The organism is Sphingomonas sp. UNC305MFCol5.2, assembly GCF_000712135.1.
GTDB lineage: Bacteria > Pseudomonadota > Alphaproteobacteria > Sphingomonadales > Sphingomonadaceae > Sphingomonas.
In genome coordinates this window covers 66,136-85,330 of record NZ_JOOE01000004.1, presented here as the reverse complement: position 1 = coordinate 85,330, position 19,195 = coordinate 66,136, and the positions used below count along the sequence as shown (strand labels likewise).

At 66.3% G+C, this 19,195-nt stretch carries 21 protein-coding genes and 1 pseudogene; 12 read left to right on the top strand and 10 right to left on the bottom strand.

Annotation, left to right across the window (positions count from 1 at the left end):
• Nucleotides 1-92: 92 nt before the first annotated feature.
• From BR78_RS0116460 to BR78_RS0116445, 4 genes are all read right to left on the bottom strand, one after another.
• Nucleotides 93-881, bottom strand: a complete 789-nt coding sequence (locus BR78_RS0116460) for a TorF family putative porin (RefSeq protein WP_029937124.1) — start codon at nucleotides 879-881, stop codon at nucleotides 93-95.
• A 188-nt stretch (nucleotides 882-1,069) separates the two neighbouring features.
• Nucleotides 1,070-1,537 (bottom strand): RidA family protein, encoded by a 468-nt coding sequence (locus BR78_RS0116455; RefSeq protein WP_029937123.1) that lies wholly within the window; start codon nucleotides 1,535-1,537, stop codon nucleotides 1,070-1,072.
• A 7-nt stretch (nucleotides 1,538-1,544) separates the two neighbouring features.
• Complete coding sequence (locus BR78_RS0116450) at nucleotides 1,545-2,180, bottom strand: hypothetical protein (protein WP_029937122.1); 636 nt, start codon at nucleotides 2,178-2,180, stop codon at nucleotides 1,545-1,547.
• Nucleotides 2,177-2,443, bottom strand: coding sequence for a DUF3572 domain-containing protein (locus BR78_RS0116445; RefSeq protein ID WP_029937121.1), 267 nt, complete (start codon nucleotides 2,441-2,443; stop codon nucleotides 2,177-2,179). The genes BR78_RS0116450 and BR78_RS0116445 overlap by 4 nt, the downstream gene beginning before the upstream one ends.
• Nucleotides 2,444-2,478: 35 nt before the next feature.
• Between BR78_RS0116445 and BR78_RS0116440 the strand changes: the two are divergent.
• A pseudogene (locus tag BR78_RS0116440) lies at nucleotides 2,479-2,838 on the top strand (response regulator); the annotation flags it as partial.
• 174 nt (nucleotides 2,839-3,012) lie between these two features.
• Here the strand turns inward: BR78_RS0116440 and BR78_RS0116435 are convergent.
• The 3 genes from BR78_RS0116435 to BR78_RS0116425 all read right to left on the bottom strand — a co-directional run bounded on the left by BR78_RS0116435 (nucleotide 3,013) and on the right by BR78_RS0116425 (nucleotide 5,816).
• Nucleotides 3,013-4,446 carry a S41 family peptidase gene (locus tag BR78_RS0116435; RefSeq protein WP_029937119.1) on the bottom strand — a complete coding sequence of 478 codons (1,434 nt, stop codon included), beginning with the start codon at nucleotides 4,444-4,446 and terminating at the stop codon, nucleotides 3,013-3,015.
• An 83-nt stretch (nucleotides 4,447-4,529) separates the two neighbouring features.
• Complete coding sequence (gene ung, locus BR78_RS0116430) at nucleotides 4,530-5,228, bottom strand: uracil-DNA glycosylase (RefSeq protein WP_029937118.1); 699 nt, start codon at nucleotides 5,226-5,228, stop codon at nucleotides 4,530-4,532.
• A 24-nt stretch (nucleotides 5,229-5,252) separates the two neighbouring features.
• Nucleotides 5,253-5,816 (bottom strand): endonuclease III domain-containing protein, encoded by a 564-nt coding sequence (locus BR78_RS0116425; protein WP_231478294.1) that lies wholly within the window; start codon nucleotides 5,814-5,816, stop codon nucleotides 5,253-5,255.
• A 233-nt stretch (nucleotides 5,817-6,049) separates the two neighbouring features.
• On the opposite strand from BR78_RS0116425, the gene BR78_RS0116420 reads away from it, so the two are divergent.
• The 4 genes from BR78_RS0116420 (at nucleotide 6,050) to BR78_RS0116405 (ending at nucleotide 8,454) form a co-directional block, all read left to right on the top strand.
• The gene (locus tag BR78_RS0116420) at nucleotides 6,050-6,400 is read left to right on the top strand and encodes a GFA family protein (protein ID WP_029937116.1); all 351 of its coding nucleotides are present in this window, start codon (nucleotides 6,050-6,052) and stop codon (nucleotides 6,398-6,400) included.
• Nucleotides 6,397-7,434 (top strand): ATP-dependent DNA ligase, encoded by a 1,038-nt coding sequence (locus BR78_RS0116415; protein WP_029937115.1) that lies wholly within the window; start codon nucleotides 6,397-6,399, stop codon nucleotides 7,432-7,434. Before BR78_RS0116420 ends, BR78_RS0116415 begins: the two co-directional genes overlap by 4 nt.
• Before the next feature lie 10 nt (nucleotides 7,435-7,444).
• Nucleotides 7,445-7,816, top strand: coding sequence for a tRNA-binding protein (locus tag BR78_RS0116410; RefSeq protein ID WP_029937114.1), 372 nt, complete (start codon nucleotides 7,445-7,447; stop codon nucleotides 7,814-7,816).
• A gap of 83 nt (nucleotides 7,817-7,899) precedes the next feature.
• Entirely contained in the window at nucleotides 7,900-8,454 is a 555-nt protein-coding gene (locus tag BR78_RS0116405) for a carbohydrate binding domain-containing protein (RefSeq protein ID WP_051683385.1), read from the top strand.
• A gap of 3 nt (nucleotides 8,455-8,457) precedes the next feature.
• Here BR78_RS0116405 and ubiG read toward each other — a convergent pair whose 3' ends face one another.
• A complete protein-coding gene (gene ubiG, locus BR78_RS0116400) occupies nucleotides 8,458-9,189 on the bottom strand; it encodes a bifunctional 2-polyprenyl-6-hydroxyphenol methylase/3-demethylubiquinol 3-O-methyltransferase UbiG (RefSeq protein WP_029937112.1) in 732 nt (243 codons plus the stop codon).
• Nucleotides 9,190-9,247: 58 nt separating this feature from the next.
• Here ubiG and BR78_RS0116395 point away from each other — a divergent pair, with 58 nt between their 5' ends.
• Genes BR78_RS0116395 through BR78_RS0116385 form a run of 3 tightly spaced genes read left to right on the top strand, consistent with a single transcriptional unit; the run spans nucleotide 9,248 to nucleotide 12,461 of the window.
• On the top strand, nucleotides 9,248-10,528 hold the full coding sequence (locus BR78_RS0116395; RefSeq protein ID WP_029937111.1) for an aspartate kinase: 1,281 nt from the start codon (nucleotides 9,248-9,250) through the stop codon (nucleotides 10,526-10,528).
• 54 nt (nucleotides 10,529-10,582) lie between these two features.
• Nucleotides 10,583-11,377, top strand: coding sequence for a hypothetical protein (locus BR78_RS0116390; protein WP_051683384.1), 795 nt, complete (start codon nucleotides 10,583-10,585; stop codon nucleotides 11,375-11,377).
• Nucleotides 11,378-11,429: 52 nt separating this feature from the next.
• Nucleotides 11,430-12,461 (top strand): NAD(P)H-dependent flavin oxidoreductase, encoded by a 1,032-nt coding sequence (locus BR78_RS0116385; RefSeq protein ID WP_029937109.1) that lies wholly within the window; start codon nucleotides 11,430-11,432, stop codon nucleotides 12,459-12,461.
• Here the strand turns inward: BR78_RS0116385 and BR78_RS0116380 are convergent.
• Both BR78_RS0116380 and BR78_RS0116375 read right to left on the bottom strand, forming a co-directional pair.
• A complete protein-coding gene (locus BR78_RS0116380; RefSeq protein WP_029937108.1) occupies nucleotides 12,458-13,426 on the bottom strand; it encodes a hypothetical protein in 969 nt (322 codons plus the stop codon). The two genes, BR78_RS0116385 and BR78_RS0116380, sit on opposite strands and share 4 nt — an antisense overlap.
• A complete protein-coding gene (locus BR78_RS0116375; RefSeq protein WP_029937107.1) occupies nucleotides 13,426-13,767 on the bottom strand; it encodes a PadR family transcriptional regulator in 342 nt (113 codons plus the stop codon). The genes BR78_RS0116380 and BR78_RS0116375 overlap by 1 nt, the downstream gene beginning before the upstream one ends.
• A 190-nt stretch (nucleotides 13,768-13,957) precedes the next feature.
• Between BR78_RS0116375 and ptsP the strand changes: the two genes are divergently transcribed.
• The 4 genes from ptsP (at nucleotide 13,958) to tilS (ending at nucleotide 19,181) form a co-directional block, all read left to right on the top strand.
• Entirely contained in the window at nucleotides 13,958-16,234 is a 2,277-nt protein-coding gene (gene ptsP / locus BR78_RS0116370) for a phosphoenolpyruvate--protein phosphotransferase (protein WP_029937106.1), read from the top strand.
• 108 nt (nucleotides 16,235-16,342) lie between these two features.
• Complete coding sequence (locus BR78_RS0116365; RefSeq protein ID WP_051683383.1) at nucleotides 16,343-17,185, top strand: helix-turn-helix domain-containing protein; 843 nt, start codon at nucleotides 16,343-16,345, stop codon at nucleotides 17,183-17,185.
• A 75-nt stretch (nucleotides 17,186-17,260) separates the two neighbouring features.
• Nucleotides 17,261-18,208 (top strand): tetratricopeptide repeat protein, encoded by a 948-nt coding sequence (locus tag BR78_RS0116360; RefSeq protein ID WP_029937104.1) that lies wholly within the window; start codon nucleotides 17,261-17,263, stop codon nucleotides 18,206-18,208.
• 43 nt (nucleotides 18,209-18,251) lie between these two features.
• On the top strand, nucleotides 18,252-19,181 hold the full coding sequence (gene tilS, locus BR78_RS0116355) for a tRNA lysidine(34) synthetase TilS (protein WP_231478293.1): 930 nt from the start codon (nucleotides 18,252-18,254) through the stop codon (nucleotides 19,179-19,181).
• Nucleotides 19,182-19,195: the final 14 nt, after the last annotated feature.

Sequence of the window (19,195 nt, the reverse complement as noted above, 5' to 3'; positions counted from 1 at the left end):
TCGAACCGGAAACAAAAGGCGCCGGCCACGCGCATTGCGGACCGGCGCCTTTTTGCGCGGAAGAGAACGGCGGACCGTTCCCTCCCCGTCTTTTAGAAGCTGACGCCGATCGTGCCGATCACGCCGCCCTTTGCCGCATTCTTGCCGCTCGGCGTGGTGAAGAAGGTGTCGGTGTCGACATATTGAACGCCGAAGGTCAGCGACTTCCACGTCGCGGTCGCCCCCAATGCCCAATCGGTATATTCGTCCGTCGGGCCGGACAGCCAGCTGGGGCCGAAGGTGTGACCGAGATGCGCGGTCAGCGCCAGGGGCGTGTTGGGAATCGAGGTCGAAAGATCGCCCGCGAGATAGAGGTTGTCCTGCTTGTCGAGGAGCCCGGTCGCACCCTGATCGAGCGCAAGCGCCTTCTGCTTCGGCGCGTAATTGGCAGTCGCCTTGGCGGTTACCGGGCCGATCGCGTAGGAAAGCGAGACATAGGGCTCGATAAAGTCCGACGCGCTATTGTCGCCGGCGAAACCGGGCCGGGTTCCCGGATAGACATAATAGAGCGCCCCGATGTCGAAGGTCACGCCGTCGAACGACTTCTTGAAGCCGGCGATCAGGTCGATCTCCTGGTGGGCCGTGCCGTGGACAGTGACATAGTCGTCGACCGATGAGCCCCAGACGCTGACATAGAAGCCCGATTCGTGGCTCACGGTGATCCCGCCCTGCACGGCGAAATTGCCGTCAGTCTGCGAGATGCCGCGGAATTTATAATCGCTTACGACGGTCGCGCTACCGTTGACGGTGACAGCGGGAGCGGGCTCGGTCTCGTCCTGCGCCATCGCGGGCGCAGCGGTGACGAGCGCGAGAGCGCCCAGGCTGATCATGGAAAAGCGCATGGAAATCCCTTTCAAATTCAGTGACGAAGGGTCCCCACCTGCTGCTGCCGGCACCGCGTCTATGAGGTTCAAAACCCGCGCGATTTCCAGACAGCACAAGATCATTGCCGGACGCCGCTGCGGCGCACAACAATATTTGCTACTTTGTTGCTCGTTCGTGACGAACTGTTGCTACACCGCCACAGCGGTCAGCGGCGGATCGCTACTACCGCGTCGACCTCGACCACCGCGTTGAGCGGCAAGGCAGGCACGCCCACTGCACTGCGCGCGTGCCGGCCGGCCTCGCCGAACAGCGCCTGCATCAGCTCCGACGCGCCATTGGCGACCTTGGGCTGATCAGTGAAACTCCCGGTCGAATTGACGAACACGCCGAGCTTCACGATGCGCTCGACCCGATCGAGATCGCCGCCCAGCGCCTTCCTGATTTGTGCAACGAGCATCAGCCCGCAGCGCTGCGCGGCCTGCTGGCCATATTCGAGATCGCGATCCTCACCGAGCCGCCCGGTCATCAACTGACCGTCGAGGAACGGGAGCTGGCCGGACACGTGGAGCAGGCCGCCCGCCTCGACAGCGGGGACATAGGCCGCGACCGGAGCCGCTGCTTCGGGGAGGGAGAGGCCGAGCTCGGCCAGCTTCGCATCGATTTCCTGAGTCATGCCGCGATCAACCACCGGTGGCATCGGCGGTCAAGCCCGCCGCGAAACGCGCCGCGATCCAGTCGCCCGCTTCGCGCCAATCGTCGATCCGGGCATGCGCATGCGGTGCGGCCGGGACAGCGGGCGCGAGGCTCGGCTCGGCGATCATGTGGAGACGGTGGACCTGCGGTGTATGCTCGGCGACCGATTCGTGATGGACCGCGAGATCGTCGACGAACACCGTGACGGGCGCGCCGAGCTCGGCAACGAGCCGCGCCACCGGCGGCCCCTTGGGCCCCTGGTTGCACTCGACGCGGTGCGCGATGCCGTGGGTAGCGAGCTGGGCGATGCGATGCTCGCGGCAATGATCGCCGAGATTGGTGAGCACGACGATCTCGGCATGTTCGGCGAGCGCCGCCAGCGCCTCGCGAGCGTGCGGCACCAACGTCTGGCGATCCATCTCGGCGGGGAAGAAGCCGTCGAGCAACGCCCACATCTGCGTGCGTTCGACCAAGGCCTGATCGCCGCGGTGGCGCATGGATGTGGCGAAATCGCCGCCATTGGGCGTGAAGTCGATGTCATGCGCTTCGTCGAGCCACACGCCGAAATGGCGGACCATGTGGAGCAGGACTTCGTCGCAATCGGTGATCAGCAGCGGTTTCATGCGCGTTCGAGCTCCGCGCGGGAGGCGACGAGATCGGCCGGCTTGATCGACAGCGCCTCGGCACAGGCGACGAGATCGGGCTCATGCGCCTCGAGAAACCCGAGCGTCGCCGCGAGCAACAAAGGCTCGCCGGCACGGGCGCGCAACCCTGCGGGATCGAGGCCGGTCAGGTCCAGCAGCCGCGCCGCGCGCGCCGGATCGCCGAGCGTCCAGACCAGGGCCTGGAGCGCAATTGCCTCTGCGTTTGTTTCCACCGGCGGCATCGCCTAAACCATCTCCAACTGCATGAGGTCTGCGCGTGGCAAAAAGGGTTCTCGTTGTCGAGGATAACGAACTCAATCTAAAGCTGTTCTGCGATCTGCTGCGCGCGCACGACTTCGCCGCGGAGCCGGTGGCCGATGGGCGCGAGGCCGTCGCCAGGGCGCGCGCGTTCGAACCCGATCTGATCGTGATGGACATCCAGATGCCGCACGTCACCGGATTCGACCTGATTCGCGAGATGAAGCAGGACGCCGGGCTGCGTGCGATCCCGATCATGGCAGTGACGGCCTATGCCGGGCGCGAGGATGAGGATCGGATCCGCGCCGCCGGGGCCAATGCCTATGTCTCCAAGCCGATAAGCCTCGCCCGCTTCATGGAGGAAGTGCGGGCGCTGGTGCCGGAAGGCGGAGAGGCAGAGGCGGCAGAGGCCGGGAGCGAGGCTCAGCCCGAAGCGGAGGCGCTGGCCACGGCCGAAACGGGCGAGCCCGAGGCGAAGCTTCAGGTCGAAGCAGGTCCCGATAAGCCCGAAACGTCCTGATCGCTGCCCCTGCCATGCACGGAAGGGGGAACGCTAGAACGCGCCAGGCACTTCGCGCTGGATCGTGGTCGGACGTTCGGGGGTGAGCAGCTCGTTCGCGCTGGTCCTGAGCGCGAGCGTCGTCTGTCCGCTCGATGCGATCGCAGTGCAGCTGCGCCCCGCGAGGAAATCGAGCGCCGCCTTGGTCGACGCCTCGCGCGAATCGCCAAGCGGATAGGAAATATCGTCGCCTGCGCGGCAACTCGCCTCGACGGTGCCGGCGAGACCGCTGAAATAATTGCCCTGATGCGCGGAATTCTGGGTGGCGAAGGCGATCACGCGCAGGCGATCGTCGCACGCGGCCTTGTCGACTGCGATCTGCCCGACCGGCTTGCCATAGGTGTTGGTGCCGATCAGCGCCGCGTTGGCGTGGAGATAGGGGATGAAGGCATTGATCACGAGCTCGCTCGCCGATGCCGTGCCGCCGGTCCCGATAAAGGCGATGCGGGTCGGAGCGATCGATTCGGCCTTGGGCTGGAAGAATCGCGTGTCGTTCTCCGCCGATTTCTCGGGGCGGAAGACCATGTAATCGAACACATCGGTCGCGGCGCGATTCGCACCCATCAGATCGCCCATCAGCTGCGCAATCGAAACGAGGCCGCCCCCATTGTAGCGCAGATCGATGATCACCTGCGTGATGCCCGCTGCCTTGAACTGCGCGAAAGCCGCGCGCAGCGCAGGGTCGGCGGTCGAGATGAAGGTACGCAGATTGATATAGCCGACCTTGCGGCCGCCATCGTCGAGGATCTTGGCGCCGTAGCGCGATGATACCGGTTTCAGCTCGTAATCGGCCATGGCGACGGTCACGTCGCGGGTGCCGGCGGTATCGCTGATGCGCAGTACGCGCGTCGTGCCGACGGCGGGGTTGCCCAGCGCAGCGCTCACCCCCGCCGGCCCCTCGCTCGCAAGGATAGCGCTGACCGTGCGCAAATTGGCCACGCTGGTGCCGATCGCGACGATCTGGGTGCCGCGATCGATCCCGGCGTTCAGCGCGGGCGTACCTTCGAACGCTTCGGCGACGAACACATGTCCGCCCGCCAAATCATAGGCCAGGCGGAAGCCGAACCCCGCGCTCGAACCCGAGGAATAATAGGCATTCTCCTCGGCGATCGATGTCAGATAGGTGAAATAGCGATCGCGACCCTGCGCACGCGCGGTGGCGGTGAGCGCGTCGATATAGTCGTCGACATTACCATAAGCTGCGGGGCTCAGGCCGGTCGGCAGCGTCTCGGGGAAGAGATACCATTCATTGAGCTGCGCCGCGGCCCAGTCCTGCCGCTCGCGGAGCGAACAGCCGGCGATCGCGGTGGGGGTCGGCGTCGGTGTGGCACCGACAGGCGGCGGCGTGACGACCGAGCCGCTGCCGCCACCGCCGCAGGCGGAGAGCGTCATCGCCAGGCTCAGCACAGCAGCGACGGGTTTGCGCATGGTCAGCTCTTTCCCTAATATATTCAGGCACCTGACAAAAACATGCGATCTTGTCACTCGCGGGATGAACGCGAGGTTAGCGGTCATGCGGGATCCTGCAGCGCCCAGTCGATGGGCTTTTGGCCGCGGCTGGCGAGAAATTCGTTTGCCTTCGAGAAGTGCCTGCAGCCGAAAAAGCCCGAATGGGCGGAGAGCGGCGACGGGTGCGGCGCCTTGAGCACGAGATGCCGTCCGCCCTTGTCGATCGAATCGACGAACGCCGCCTTTTTCTGCGCGTGACTGCCCCAAAGCAGGAACACCACCGGCTCCTGCTTCGCATTGACCAGCCGAATCACCGCATCGGTGAAACGCTCCCAGCCGCGCCCCTGATGCGAAGCGGCCATGCCCAGCTGGACGGTGAGCACCGCATTGAGCAGCAACACGCCCTGTTCGGCCCAATGCTCGAGAAAGCCGTGGCGCGCGCGCGGAATGCCGAGATCCGCCTCCATCTCCTTGTAGATGTTGACGAGGCTGGGCGGCGTGCGCGTGCCCGGCCGCACCGAGAAGCACAGGCCATGCGCCTGCCCCTCGCCATGATAGGGATCCTGGCCGAGGATCACTACGCGGACATCCTCGAGCGGAGTCAGATCGAGCGCGCGGAACCATTCGCCGCCCGCCGGGAAGATGCGCTTGCCCGCGGCCTTCTCGGCGACGAGGAATTCGCGCAATGCGGTCATGTACGGCGACGCGAATTCGCTTCGCAGCGGTTCGAGCCAACTCGGGTGCAGCTTGACGTCCCCCATGGCCCTCAATTGCGGCACACGCCGCTAAGCAGTCAACCGCTTCGGGCAAACGGCGGAGAGCAGACAGGCGTGGCATTGCGGCGCTGCGGACCGGCACCAGATTTGCCCCACCAGCTTGAGTTCGACATGGAGATCGAGGAACGCCCTGCCCGGCCAATCCGGCAAGGCGGCCGTCGCCGTCTCGCTCGCGACGCGGCCATCGGCATGCACGCCGACGAAACCGAGGCGCTGGAGCACGCGCAGGACATGGCTGTCGACGATCAGCACGGGGCGCGAGAGCGTGCTCGCGTTGAGCGTCGATGCCGCGACCTTGCGGCCGACGCCCGGCAGACGCTCAAGCCAGGCGAGCGCGTCGTCGAGCGGAAGATCGGCGAGGAAGTCGAGATCGAAGCCTCTGCGCTCGGCCGCGATCCGGCGCAGCGCGACCACGAGGTGCGCGGCCTTGGCTTCGGCGAAAGTGACGTCCCGGATCACCGTCAGCACATTCCGCGCGCCGGCAGCGGCGAGCGATCGCGGCGAGCCGAATGCAGCAACCAGCCGGTCATAGGCAGCCTGCGACACGGCATCGCGGGTGCGGCCGCTGATCATCGATTTGACCAATTGGCCGACCGGTCGGCGTGCCGGGTGGGGTCGTACTCGCTCTCGTAACGGAGTCAGCCTCCGATGCCAGAGGAGCAGATCGTCGCGGCCGCGAAACGCGAAGCTCGATTGCATTGCCTTTCTTTAGAACATATCAGGAACAACGGCAATGGCCTTTGCGGCGAATGCGCGGTATCGGATCGGCGGACGCGCAAAGACGTTCACCCACCAGGAGCCAGGATATGTCGTTCACCGGAAGCTGCCATTGCGGCGCGATCAGCTATACCGTCGACGAGGACGCCCCGACCAAGGCAATGGCGTGCAATTGCTCGATCTGCCGACGCAAGGCGCCGCTGCATCACTTCACCACGCCCGACAAGTTCGCGCTCCATGGATCGCGCGACGATGTCGCCACCTACAAATTCAATCATCACGTGATCGGCCATCATTTCTGCAAGACGTGCGGGATCGCCCCCTTTGCCGAGGGCACTGGTCCCGACGGCAAGGCGATGGTCGAGATCAACCTGCGCTGCGCCGACGGCGTCGATCTCGATGCGCTCGAGATCACGCATTATGATGGAGCCAGCCACTGAACTTCGCCAACATCGAGCCCATGGAGGCCCGGTTCGTCGAAGCGCTGCCCGACGGCCCGGGCTGGCAATTCGAGCCCAAATGGGACGGGTTCCGCTGCCTGGCGTTCAAACAAGGCGATGAAGTCGAACTTCAATCCAAGTCGGGCAAGCCGTTGGCGCGCTATTTTCCCGAAGTCGCGGCGGCGATCGCGGGGCTGCCGGTGGATCGGGTGGTACTGGATGGCGAGCTGCTGATTCCCGTCGGACCGACATTGTCGTTCGAGGCACTGCAGATGCGGCTCCATCCGGCCGAGAGCCGCATCCGGAAACTTTCGACCGAGACGCCGGCGCGGCTGATGCTGTTCGATTGCCTATGGTCGCCCGAGGCCGGTGCGCTCGTCGAGCGCCCCCTTTGCGAACGTCGAACCGCGCTGGAAGCCTTTTACGACGATCATTGCTCGGAGACGCTGCGTCTATCGCCGCTGACCGAGGAGCGGGCAGTTGCACAAAGCTGGCTCGCCGCGGCGGGCGGTGCGCTCGACGGGGTGATCGCCAAGCGCCGCGACGAGGCCTACCAGCCGGGCGAGCGTGCCATGCTCAAGGTCAAAAGGCTGCGCACCGCCGACTGCGTGGTCGGCGGCTTTCGCTACGCCAGCAAGAAGCGCGAGGTGGGATCGCTGCTGCTCGGGCTCTATGACGACGCCGGGCTGCTGCATCATGTCGGCTTCACTTCGGCAATTGCCGCGACCGACCGCCCGGCGCTGACCGAAAGACTGGAAGCTTTGATCGAGGCGCCAGGCTTCACCGGCGACGCGCCCGGTGGGCCGAGCCGCTGGTCGACCGAACGCTCGGCCGAATGGCAACCGCTCCGCCCCGAGCTGGTCGCCGAGGTGCGCTACGATCATGTCACCGGCCGCCGTTTCCGCCACGGCACCGGTTTCCTGCGCTGGCGCCCCGACAAGGCGCCCAGGCAATGCACGATGGAGCAACTGGGCGAGGAGGCGCGGCCGGCGATCGTCGAGACCGCCTTGTCGGAGGCGGAGGCGGCGCGATAAGGGCGAGGGCATGCACATCACCCACGATCCCGCCGCTTTGCCCGCCGAGACGATCGGCTTCGACCAGTTCCTCGCCGTCGATATCCGCGTCGGCACGATCGTGGAGGCGCTGCCTTTCCCCGAAGCACGCAAGCCGGCCTACAAGCTGTTGATAGATTTCGGGCCAGCCATAGGCCGAAAACGTTCGTCGGCGCAGATCACCGAGCATTATCGCCTCGAGGAATTGCCGGGGATGCAAGTCGCAGCGGTGGTCAATTTCCCGCCGCGGCAGATCGGACCGGTAATGTCCGAGGTGTTGACGCTCGGCTTCCCGGATGAAGCGGGCAAGGTCGTGCTGGTGCGGCCGGGCAAGGATGTGCCGAACGGAGGCAGGCTCTTCTGAGTCCGGGTCGGCGCCGTCACTTTGCCGTTGACGGCGGCGGTGCGCAGCATAGTCTCCTCCTCAAATAATAAGGAGGGGGAATCATGGACTTGCGGATCGCACTCGCGCTGGGTGCCGCCGTGCCCGCGCTGCTCGCCGTACCCGGCGTTGCGCAGGATGCCAAATCGGACGAGGACGCGCTCGCCGAAAAGGTGATCACCAACACCAACCCGGCCAGCTTCAAGCCCTATGGCCTGACGCCCCCACCCAAATTGGTGAACGACAAGGCGGTGCAGGGCGGCAAAGCACTCCGTATTCCCCTGACCGGCGCGGGCGAGCCGTGGAGCATCGGCGTCAATGTGCCGCTGCTGAAGCCGGTCCAGGCGGGCGATAAATTGGTCGTCGCTTTCTATGCGCGACTGAACAAGGGGGACGCGCCGACCGCGAAGGTCAACGGGCAGATCCAGCTTTCGGCGGCGCCCTATACCGCGCTGTTCGGCAAGCCGTTCGACGTCACGCCCGAATGGAAGCTGCTTCAGTTCTCGGGCAAGGCCGACAAGGACTATGCCGTCGGATCGATCGGCGCCGCATTCCACCTCAACACCGGCAAGCAGGTGATCGACATGGGGCCGGTCGCGGTGCTCGACATGGGCCAATAATGCTCAGGCGCGGCGCGCGGTGACCAGATAGTCGAGGCTGGCATCGTCGCTGAGAACGAAGCCGCGGGCGGGAGAGAAACCAAGGCCGCGGAGGTCGCCGACCTGTAGCCCGGCGCCTTCGAGCAAGGCCGTCAGCTCCTCAGGGGTGAGGAACTGACTCCAGTCGTGCGTACCCTTGGGGATCGCGCCGCTGCCTTCGCCGAACGTGATCATCGCCAGTCGTGACAGCGCGGTACGGTTGGGCGTCGACAGGATCATCAGTCCACCCGGCGCGAGCGCGTCGGCGAGGCCCGCGACGAAGGCGGCAGGATTGGCGACGTGCTCGATCACTTCCATCGACGTGACGAGATCGAAGCGGCGGCCGGGAAGGTCCTCGATCCCGCCGGCGATATATTCGACGTCGAGGCCCGCAGCGGCGGCATGCGCGCGCGCGGCGCCGATATTCTCCGGCGCGGCGTCGAGGCCGGTGACCCGGGCGCCCAGCCGGGCGAGCGGCTCGGCAAGAAGCCCCGCCCCGCAGCCGACGTCGAGCGCCGTCCTGCCCGCGAGCGGCGTAAACGACATACCGTCGCCGTCGAAATGCGCGTCGGTCACCTCGCGGATATAGGCCAGGCGCGCAGGGTTCAGCCGATGCAGCATGGCCGAGCTACCCTTCGGATTCCACCAGTCCGCGGCGAGCTTGCCGAAATGCTCAGCTTCATGTCGGTCAATAGTTGCTTTGGTTGCGTTCGCCATGGCCGCCTCCTATCAGGCCGGTCCATCCTTCCCAAGGCCCGGAAAACAAGCACTCGACATGGCACGCATCGTGATGAAGTTCGGCGGCACCTCGATGGCCGGCATCGAGCGGATCCGCAACGTGGCCGCGCGGGTCAAACGCGAATGGGACGCGGGCAACGAAATCGCGGTGGTCGTCTCGGCGATGGCGGGTGAGACCGACCGGCTGGTCGGCTTCTGCCGCGAGGCGAGCTCGCTCTACGATCCGCGCGAATATGATGTGGTCGTCTCCAGCGGCGAGCAGATCACCAGCGGCTTGCTGGCGATGACGCTCCAGGCGATCGGCGTGCCAGCACGTTCGTGGCTGGGGTCTCAAGTCGCGATCTGGACCGACGCCGCGCATGCCAAGGCACGGATCAAGTCGATCGACTCGACGGGGCTCGAAGAAGGCTGGTCGCGCCGCGAAGTGGCGGTGATTCCCGGCTTCCAGGGCGTGACCAGTGACGAGACCGGCCGCGTCACCACGCTCGGCCGCGGCGGATCGGATACCAGCGCGGTGGCAGTCGCGGCCGCGGTCAAGGCCGATCGCTGCGACATCTACACCGACGTGGACGGAGTCTACACCACCGATCCCCGCATCGTGCCGAGGGCCCGGAAGCTCAAGAAAGTGACGTACGAGGAGATGCTGGAGCTCGCCAGCGTTGGGGCGAAAGTGCTCCAGACGCGCTCGGTGGGACTGGCGATGAAGGAACAGGTCCGCGTCCAGGTGCTGTCGTCGTTCACCGGCGACACGGCACCGATGGCGGACACATTGCCCGGCACGATGATCGTCGGCGAAGAGGAGATTCAGGACGTGGAAAGCCAGCTCATCACCGGCATCGCGCACGACAAGAACGAAGCCAAGATCACGCTGACCGCAGTGCCCGATCAGCCCGGCGCGGTGGCTTCTATCTTCACGCCGCTCGCCGACGCCAACATCAACGTCGACATGATTATCCAGAACATCGCGCACCAGAGTGCCGGCAGCGCGAGCGCCACCGACGTGACCTTCACGGTGCCGGCGGCCGATCTCGCCCGCTCGATCGAGACGCTCAACCAGTCCAAGGCGGCGATCGGCTTTGCCGAGCTGATCCAGGACACGCGCGTCGCCAAGATCTCGGTCGTGGGCGTGGGCATGCGCAGCCACGCCGGCGTCGCCGCGACGATGTTCAAGACGTTGGGCGCGCGCGGGATCAACATCCAGGCGATCACGACGAGCGAGATCAAGGTCTCGGTGCTGATCAACGAGGACGAGACCGAGCTGGCGGTGCGCGTGCTGCACACGGCCTATGGTCTGGATGCGGAAGACGCCGTGGCCTGACCGCGCGTTTCTGACATCTTTCCGCCGCATGGCCGCGGCATCGGACGCTCTGCCTTGTCCGTAGTCGATTCCATCGAAACGCGCCCGAGCGCTTCCGTCCGGCTGCGCGCGTCGCTCGGCCAACGCGGCGTGGCGTTCGTGCTCGCGCTGCTGATCGAGCTGCTGGTGGCGCTGCTATTGTGGTTCATGGCGCCGGTGATCCCGGGCAAGGAAAAGGGCGACGTGCCCAGCGTCTTCGGGATCTCGGGTCCCTCCAGCGACAGCGAGGAGGCGAACCGGACGCCGGAGAAAAAGGCCGACGAACGCAAGGTCGAGAGCGGTAAGCCCCGCCCTGTCCCGCCCAAGCCGGTGGAGCCGCCACCCGTGCCCAAGCCGCCGACGCCGCCGCTCCCGTCCACCTTCGTCCGGATGACCCGCTCCGAATACAAGGCGGCGGACATTGCCGGGAAGGGTTCGCAGCCGGCAGCCGCGCCGGAAGGCGAAACCGCCTCGGCAGCGAGTTCGGGGAGCCGCGCGGGCGACAGCACCGTGGTGGGCAAGGCCCCCAACGGCGAACCGCTCTACGCCGCCGAATGGTATCGCCGGCCGCGCGACGCCGAACTCTCACCTTATCTTTCCCGGCGTGCACTCGGTCCGGGCTGGGGCCTGATCGCGTGCCGCACCGTGGCCGATCACCGGGTCGAGGATTGTCAGGAGCTGGGCGAGGGTCCGCGCGGCTCGGGCTATGCCGGATCGGTGCGACAGGCGGCGTGGCAGTTCCGCGTCCGCGCGCCGCGCGTCGGCGGCAAGGAGCTGACCGGCACCTGGGTGAGCATCCGCATCACTTACGGCAATGTCGACAGCGAATGAGCCGCGTTCCGTGCTTGCCCCAAAGCCTTCCGCCCGGCTAGGCCCTGCCGCCATGACCACTGACAGCAGTATCGGCGCCGAGCGCCTGGCCCGACGCATGGCCCGCGGATGCGAATTCCTGGGCAGCGAAGTCGCGATCATGTGCGGCGCGATGTCGTGGGTGAGCGAGCGCAACCTCGTCGCAGCGATGTCCAATGCGGGCGGCTTCGGGTTGATCGCATGCGGCGCGATGACTCCCGAATTGCTCGACAAGGAGATCGCCGGCACCAAAGCGCTCACCGACAAGCCGTTCGGCGTCAATCTGATTACGATGCACCCGCAGCTGCTCGAGCTGATCTCAGTGTGCAAGAAACATGGCGTGACGCACGTCGTGCTCGCCGGCGGACTGCCCCCGGCGGGCAGCCTCGACGCGATCAAGGAATTCGGCGCCAAATTGATCTGCTTCGCGCCGGCGCTGAGCCTCGCCAAAAAGCTGATCCGTTCGGGCGTCGACGCGCTCGTCGTCGAGGGCATGGAAGCCGGCGGGCATATCGGCCCGGTCTCGACCAGCGTGCTCGCGCAGGAAATCCTGCCCGAAGTGGCCGCCCAAGTCCCCGTGTTCGTCGCCGGCGGGATCGGCCGCGGCGAGGCGATCGCCGGCTATCTCGACATGGGAGCGGCGGGCGTCCAGCTCGGCACGCGCTTCGTCTGCGCCACAGAGAGCATCGCGCACGCCAACTTCAAGAAGGCGTTCATCCGCGCTTCTGCACGCGACGCGACGGCCAGCGTCCAGATCGATCCGCGGCTTCCGGTCATCCCGGTGCGCGCGCTGAAGAACGCTGCCGGCGAGCTGTTCACCGCCAAGCAGCGCGAAGTCGCCCAGCTGCTCGACGAGGGGAAGGTCGAGATGATGGAGGCGCAGCTCCAGATCGAGCATTATTGGGCGGGCGCGCTGCGCCGCGCTGTGATCGACGGCGATGTCGAGCATGGCAGCGTGATGGCGGGCCAATCGGTCGGCATGGTCAACAAGGAAGAGCCGGTCGCCGAGATCATTGCCACGCTGATGGCCGAGGCCGCGCACGCGCTGGAGAAGCGGGCGGTTTAGACCGCAAGGCCTGCCGTGCGCTGCCCGCGGGCAAGCTTCCACAGCTCGCCCAGCGCTTGCGCCGCCATGATCGCCATCATCACGATCAGCGCGATGCGGATCGAGAGGTTCACGCTTTCGGTGAGCCGGGTGAGGTTCCCCGTGTCCTTGCCGGCCGCAACGACGGTCACCCAGGCCCCTGCTTTGTAGAGCCCGGCGGCCAGCGCGATGGTCGCCACCGAGACGGCGATCGACAGGAGCGCCTGGACTCGCCAGAGCCGTGGCAGCAGCCATTTGACCAGATTGACCACGAGCTGCGCCGAGGCGAGCACGAGGATCGGCAGATAATATTGGTCCCAGATCGCGGCGGGCTCGACACGGACCCCGCTGGTCGCCGCGATCGTCGGGAAGCGGATCGCGCCGATCCACCAGAGCAAGAAGGCGATGCTCATCCCGACTTCGAACGCGGCTTCCCACTGGCCCTTGCGGCGCGCGAGCGGCGCGGGGAGTTGTTCGGGTGTCCAGCGGATCAACTGATCGACCGGGCCGCCATAGCGCTCGAACAAAGCGAAGCCGAGCGTCACGATCGCAACCGAAGCGAAGAAGAAGCCCCAGAGATCGCCGGTGATGCGCACGAACATCTCGACAATGTTGCGATCGCCGAGCAGCGCCGAGATCACGCCGATCGCGACCAGCAGGATCGCGCCGATCGTCAGCACGATCCGCAGCCCGAACAGGTAGAAGGGGAAGATTTCGGGCCCGATCAGATATTGCTGGGTGTGATAGCGTGCGGCGATCACCAGCGGGTGTCCGAATTCCTTGAGCAGTGCGTTGATCTCGTCGCGGCGCAGCGGCCGGCCGAGCCGGTCCTCGCGCATCTCCTGCCGCGTGGCGAGATCGTCATGGAGTTCGGCGATGATGTCGTCGGCCTTTTCGGCCGGCAGATTCCGCCGGACGGCCGCGAGATAGCGTTCGATGAGGTCCATCACTTGTCCCTTCCGGTGAGCAGCAGGATCGATTCCGAGATCGCGTTCCATTCGCCGAGCAATTGGGCGAGGATCTCGAGTCCGTCGGGCGAGAGGCGGTAGAAGCGCTTGTTGCGCTTCGCCTCTTCGCGCCATTCGCTGGTGAGCAGTCCCTGCGCCTCGAGCCGGCGCAGCAGCGGATAGAGCGCGCCTTCGTCGATCGGCAGCCCGGCCTCTTCGAGGCTGGTGCGCAGGGTGTAGCCATAGCGCTCCTCGCGCAGCGCCCCGAGCACCGCCAGCACCAGCGAGCCGCGCCGGAGCTCGACGCGCAGCTTTTCGAACTGGTCCTCTTCAATGGGCATTGCCGTGTCTCACATGGTATGCGTCATACACTGTATGATATACAGTATTGGCAAATGCAACAGGGAAAATCGTGAGTGGCGATGGCGGCCACGGGCCGGCGCTTCAGTGGTTCGGCGCGCTGGTTCGCCGAGGCGCGCTTTGTCTTGCGGGACAATGGCGCGCGCCGGGACAATCTGTTAGCCGGGAGCCATGGCCCTCACTGCCGCCGCTTCCGCTCGCGAGATCCTCACCCGCCTTCACGACGTGATGGCGAAACGGTTGCCCGTGCAATCCAAGCTCAACTCGGTGGCGGAAATCATCGGCACCGTGCTCGATAGCGAGGTCTGTTCGATCTATCTGCTGCGCGAAGGCGTGCTCGAACTGTTCGCGACCCGCGGACTCGACCAGGAAGCCGTCCACGTCACCAAGCTCGCACTCGGCGAGGGCTTGGTCGGCACGATCGCAGCCAATGTCGAGACACTCAATCTCGACGAGGCGGCGGCGCATCCCGACTTCGCCTATCGGCCGGAGACGGGCGAGGAGCGCTTCCACAGCTTTGCCGGCGTCCCGATCATCCGGCGCGAGCGCGCGGTGGGCGTGCTCGCGGTCCAGCATGCCGAGCCGCGCCGCTATGCCGATGTCGAGATCGAGGCGCTGCAGACGGTGGCGATGGTGCTGTCCGAACTGATCGCCAACGCCGACCTGGTCGACCAGATGGGGGGCGCCACGACGCGCCCGCAATCGACCGCGGCATCGCGCGCGAGCGGCTTCAAGCTGGTCGAGGGGATGGCCGCGGGCGTCGCGGTGTTCCACCAGCCGCGCATCACGATCGAGCATACCGTCGCCGAGGATATCGAAGTCGAACGCCACCGCGTCTATGCCGCGTTCGACAAGATGCGCGATCAGATCGAGCGCATGGCCAGTCAGGCCGAGTTCGGCGGCGGTGGCGAGCATGACGAGGTCCTCGCGACCTACAAGATGTTCGCCTACGACGAAGGCTGGAGCCGGCGGATCAACGAGGCGATCGATTCGGGTCTGACCGCCGAAGCCGCGATCGAACGCGTCCAGCAGCGCACCCGGATGCGGATGCGCGAGATCGACGACGCGCTGCTGCGCGACCGGATGCACGATCTGGAGGACCTCTCCAACCGGCTGCTCCGCATCGTCTCAGGCCAATTGGGCACTGCGGCGCAGATGGGCCTTAGGCAGGATTCGATCCTGATCGCGCGCAACCTCGGCCCCGCCGAACTGCTCGAATATGACCGGCGGCGGCTGAAGGGTGTGGTCCTTGAGGAAGGATCGCTGACCGCGCACGTCACCATCGTCGCCCGGGCGATGGGCGTGCCGGTGCTCGGCCGCGTGCGCGACGTGCGGCGGCTGATCGCCGAGGGCGACATGCTGCTGCTCGACACTGCCGAGGAGAGCCTGTTCGTCCGGCCGACCGGCGCGATGCAGGAGGCGTTCGAGGCCAAATTGGCGCTCAGCCAGAAGCGCCGTGCCGCCTTCGCCCAGCTGCGCGGCGAAGTGCCGGTAACGAGCGACGGGCATCGCATCACCGTGATGGTCAATGCCGGGCTGCGCGACGATCTCGCCGCACTGGACCTGACCGGTGCCGACGGCATCGGGCTGTTCCGCACCGAATTCCAGTTCCTCGTCTCCGCGACCTTGCCGCAGCGTGAGGCGCAGAAGCGGCTCTACAAGGACGTGCTCGAAGCCGCGGGCGAGCGCCCCGTTACCTTCCGCACGGTGGATATCGGCGGCGACAAGGCGCTGCCCTATCTCAACCATGACGAGGACGGCGACGAGGAGAACCCGGCGATGGGCTGGCGCGCGCTGCGGCTCGCGCTCGATCGCGACGGCCTGATGAAGGCGCAAGCGCGCGCGCTGATTGAGGCAGGCGCGGGCAAGACGCTCAACATCATGTTCCCGATGGTCTCCGAACCATGGGAATTCGACGCGGCGCGCGACCTGTTCGAAGCGCAGCGCACCTGGCTTGCGGCGCGCGGGCGGAAAATGCCGACCGAGATCCGCTATGGTGCGATGCTCGAAGTACCGGCACTCGCCGAAGTGCTCGACATATTGCTGCCGAAGATCGACTTCCTGTCGATCGGCACCAACGATCTCACCCAGTTCCTGTTCGCCGCCGATCGCGCGCACCCCAAGTTGGCGTTGCGTTACGATTGGCTCAGCCCCTCGATTCTGCGCTTCCTCAAGCGCGTGATCGATCAGGCGCACGCCGCGGACGTGCCGGTGGCGATATGCGGCGAGATGGGCGGGCGGCCGCTCGAGGCGATGGCCTTGATCGGGCTCGGCATCGACCGGCTCTCGATCACGCCGGCGGCGGTGGGACCGATCAAGGCGATGGTCCGCTCGCTCGATCGCGCCGCACTGATCGACTCGATGACTCCGTGGCTCGCAGACCCGCGCGCGCCGCTGCGCGACATGCTCGCGAGCTGGGCGAGCGAGCATTCGGTCGAACTCGCCTGATCTTTCGCCAGTTTTGCTGCGGCAGCGTTGACAGGGGCAGCGGCGTGAGGGACACCCGCGCAAAGGCGGGAGCACACAGGGCCGCGAACCCTTCTGCCGGAGGTGAGAATGGAAGGCGAAAACGCCGACAACCCGACGCTTTTCCCCGCCACCGTGGGCGAGAAACTGCGTGCGGCGCGCGAAGCGCAGAAGCTCGAATTGAGTGAGATCGCGAGCCGTACCCGCATTCCGCAACGCCATCTCGAGGCGATCGAGCAGTCGAACTTCGCCAGCCTGCCCTCGTCCACCTACGCGCTGGGCTTCGCCAAGGCCTATGCCCGGGCGGTGGGCGCCGACGAAGTCGCGCTCGCGCGTGAGCTGCGGCTCGAGATCGGCGAGCGGCCCGAACGTCCCGCGCCGCCCCCGGCCTATGATTTCAACGAGCGCTCGCGCACGCCGCCAAGCGGCATCGTCATCGTCGGGGTGATCGTAGCCGTGCTGGTGCTGATCGGGGTGGGACTCTGGTATGGCACCAATTTGTTCCGCGCCGGCGCGCCGGACGAGAATGTGATCCCGATCGAGAACACAATCGCCGCCGATCCGGGCAACGCCGCGGCGCCCGCGCCCGCGCCCGTCACCGGCGGGCAAGTGACTTTGGTGGCGACCGACACTGCATGGATCCGGGTGACCGATGCGAGCGGCAAGCGGCTGTTCGAGAAGGAAATGGCGGCGGGCGAACGCTACGACGTACCGGCCGATGCCGATCGTCCGCGCGTGCGTACCGGCCGGCCCGACCGGATCCAGGTTTTGCTCAACGGCTCGAACGTGCCCCCGCTGGGCACCGGCGTGGAGACCGTCGAAGTCGAGGTGAGCGCCGCGGCGCTACAGTCGCGCGGGCAATCCGGCGCGCCATCGACCCCTTCTACCGCACCCGTGGACGTGCCTGCTGGCAACGCCGCCGCCACACTTTAAGGCGGGCGACAAGGCACGGCGTGTCGACTATATCATCTGCTTAATTCCCGAAATCAGCACCGGGGGGTGTGACGAATGCGTTTCCTGATTGTCGCGGCAGGCGTGACTGCCGCCATTGCCGGTCCCGTTGCGGCCCAGGCCCAGACCACCGCGGTCGAAGGCCGCGTCGATCGGCTCGAGCGCGAGATGCGCGCGGTGCAGCGCAAGGTGTTCCCGGGCGGCGCGGGCCAGACGATCGAGCCGCAGATCGTTCCCGATACCAGCATCGAGGCGCCCGGTGTTCCTTCGGGAAGCCCGGTCGCCGATCTGACCCAGCGCGTCGCCGCGCTCGAGAATCAGGTGCAGTCGCTCACCGGGCAGGTCGAGCAGGACGGCTATCGGCTCAAGCAGCTCGAGGACGGGTTCAGCGCCTATAAGCGCGCGACTGACGCACGGCTGAAGGCACTGGAGGACAATGGGGCGCAGATCGGCGCATCGGGCGATCCGGTGATCGCGCCGGTCGACATTTCCGAAGCACCCGCGCGGCCGACCCGGCCCGCAAGCCGCCCGCCCGCCGAAGAGGCACCCGCCGCCAAGCCGACCGGTACCCGCGCGCAGCAGGTCGCGGCGATCCAGAAGCCCAATTCGGGCGACCCGGCCGAGGACGGCTATACCTATGGCTATCGCCTGTGGCAGGCCAAGCTCTATCCCGAAGCGCGCCGCGAGCTCGAGGCGGTGGCGACCAAATATCCGCAGCACCGCCGTGCGAGCTTTTCGCAGAATCTGCTCGGCCGCGCCTATCTCGACGCCGGTGCGCCGAGCCTCGCCGCGGTCGCCTTCTACGAGAATTACAAGAAGAACCCGAACGGCGAGCGCGCGCCGGACAGTCTCTATTATCTGGCACAGGCGCTGACCAAGCTGAAGAAGCCCGCGAGCGAAGTGTGCAAGGTCTATACCGAGCTCGACCAGCTTTACGGCGAGCGGCTGTCCGCGGAGATGAAGAACGGCATCGCCGAGGGACGTGTCGCGCAGAAGTGCAAATGAGCTGACGCCCCCGGCGGATCAGGTTGCGCGCTTTCGCGACGATGTGATTGCGCTTTGCTCCTCCCCTAGGGAGGATTTCAGGCTGGCGCTTGCGGTATCGGGCGGGCCTGACAGTCTCGCATTGCTGTTGCTGGCGGCGGCGGCGTTTCCGGACAGAGTGATCGCCGCTACCGTTGATCATGGCCTGCGCCCCGAAGCAGCGGCGGAGGCGCGGTTCGTAGCCGAGATCTGTGACCCGCTCGGCGTTCCGCATGCCATCCTCACGGGCATTGTGCCCGAGGGCAATCTCCAGGAAGGCGCACGCACGCTGCGCTACGCCCTGCTCGCCGAATGGGCGAGAGACCGCGCTCGATGGATCGCGACGGCACACCAGCAGAACGACGTGGCCGAAACCTTCCTGATGCGCGCCCGCCGCGGTGCGGGTGTCGGCGGACTCGCGGCGATGCGCGCGGCGCGACCACTGGGCGACGTGACTTTGGTCCGTCCGCTGCTCAATTGGTCGCGCGCCGAGCTGGAGGCGATCGTCGCCGCGGCGGGAATCGTGCCGATAGAGGACCTCTCGAATCGCGACCCACGGTTCGACCGCGCCCGGATGCGAAGAATGCTCGCCGAAACGCCCGAGCTCCCGGCCGACCGCCTGGCGCTCGCGGCGCACAACTTGCGGCACGCGGAGGACGCGCTCGAATGGGTGACGGAGCGCGAGTGGCAAATGCGGAGCCGGATCGACCCCGGCTCGGCGCAGCTCGAAGCACGCGATTTGCCTTACGAATTGCAGCGTCGGCTCGTCGAGCGCGCGGTCGACCATATCCGCTCACAAGATGGAGAGGATCCCGCCCCACTTCGCGGCGAGAGTCTCGACGGGCTGGTCGCCACGCTCGTTTCGGGGAAGACAGGTACGATTGCGGGGGTGAAAGCCGAGGCGAAACGTGCTGAATGGCGTTTCAGCCTGGCCCCGGCGCGTCGATCACACTGATCGACCCAAAGTAC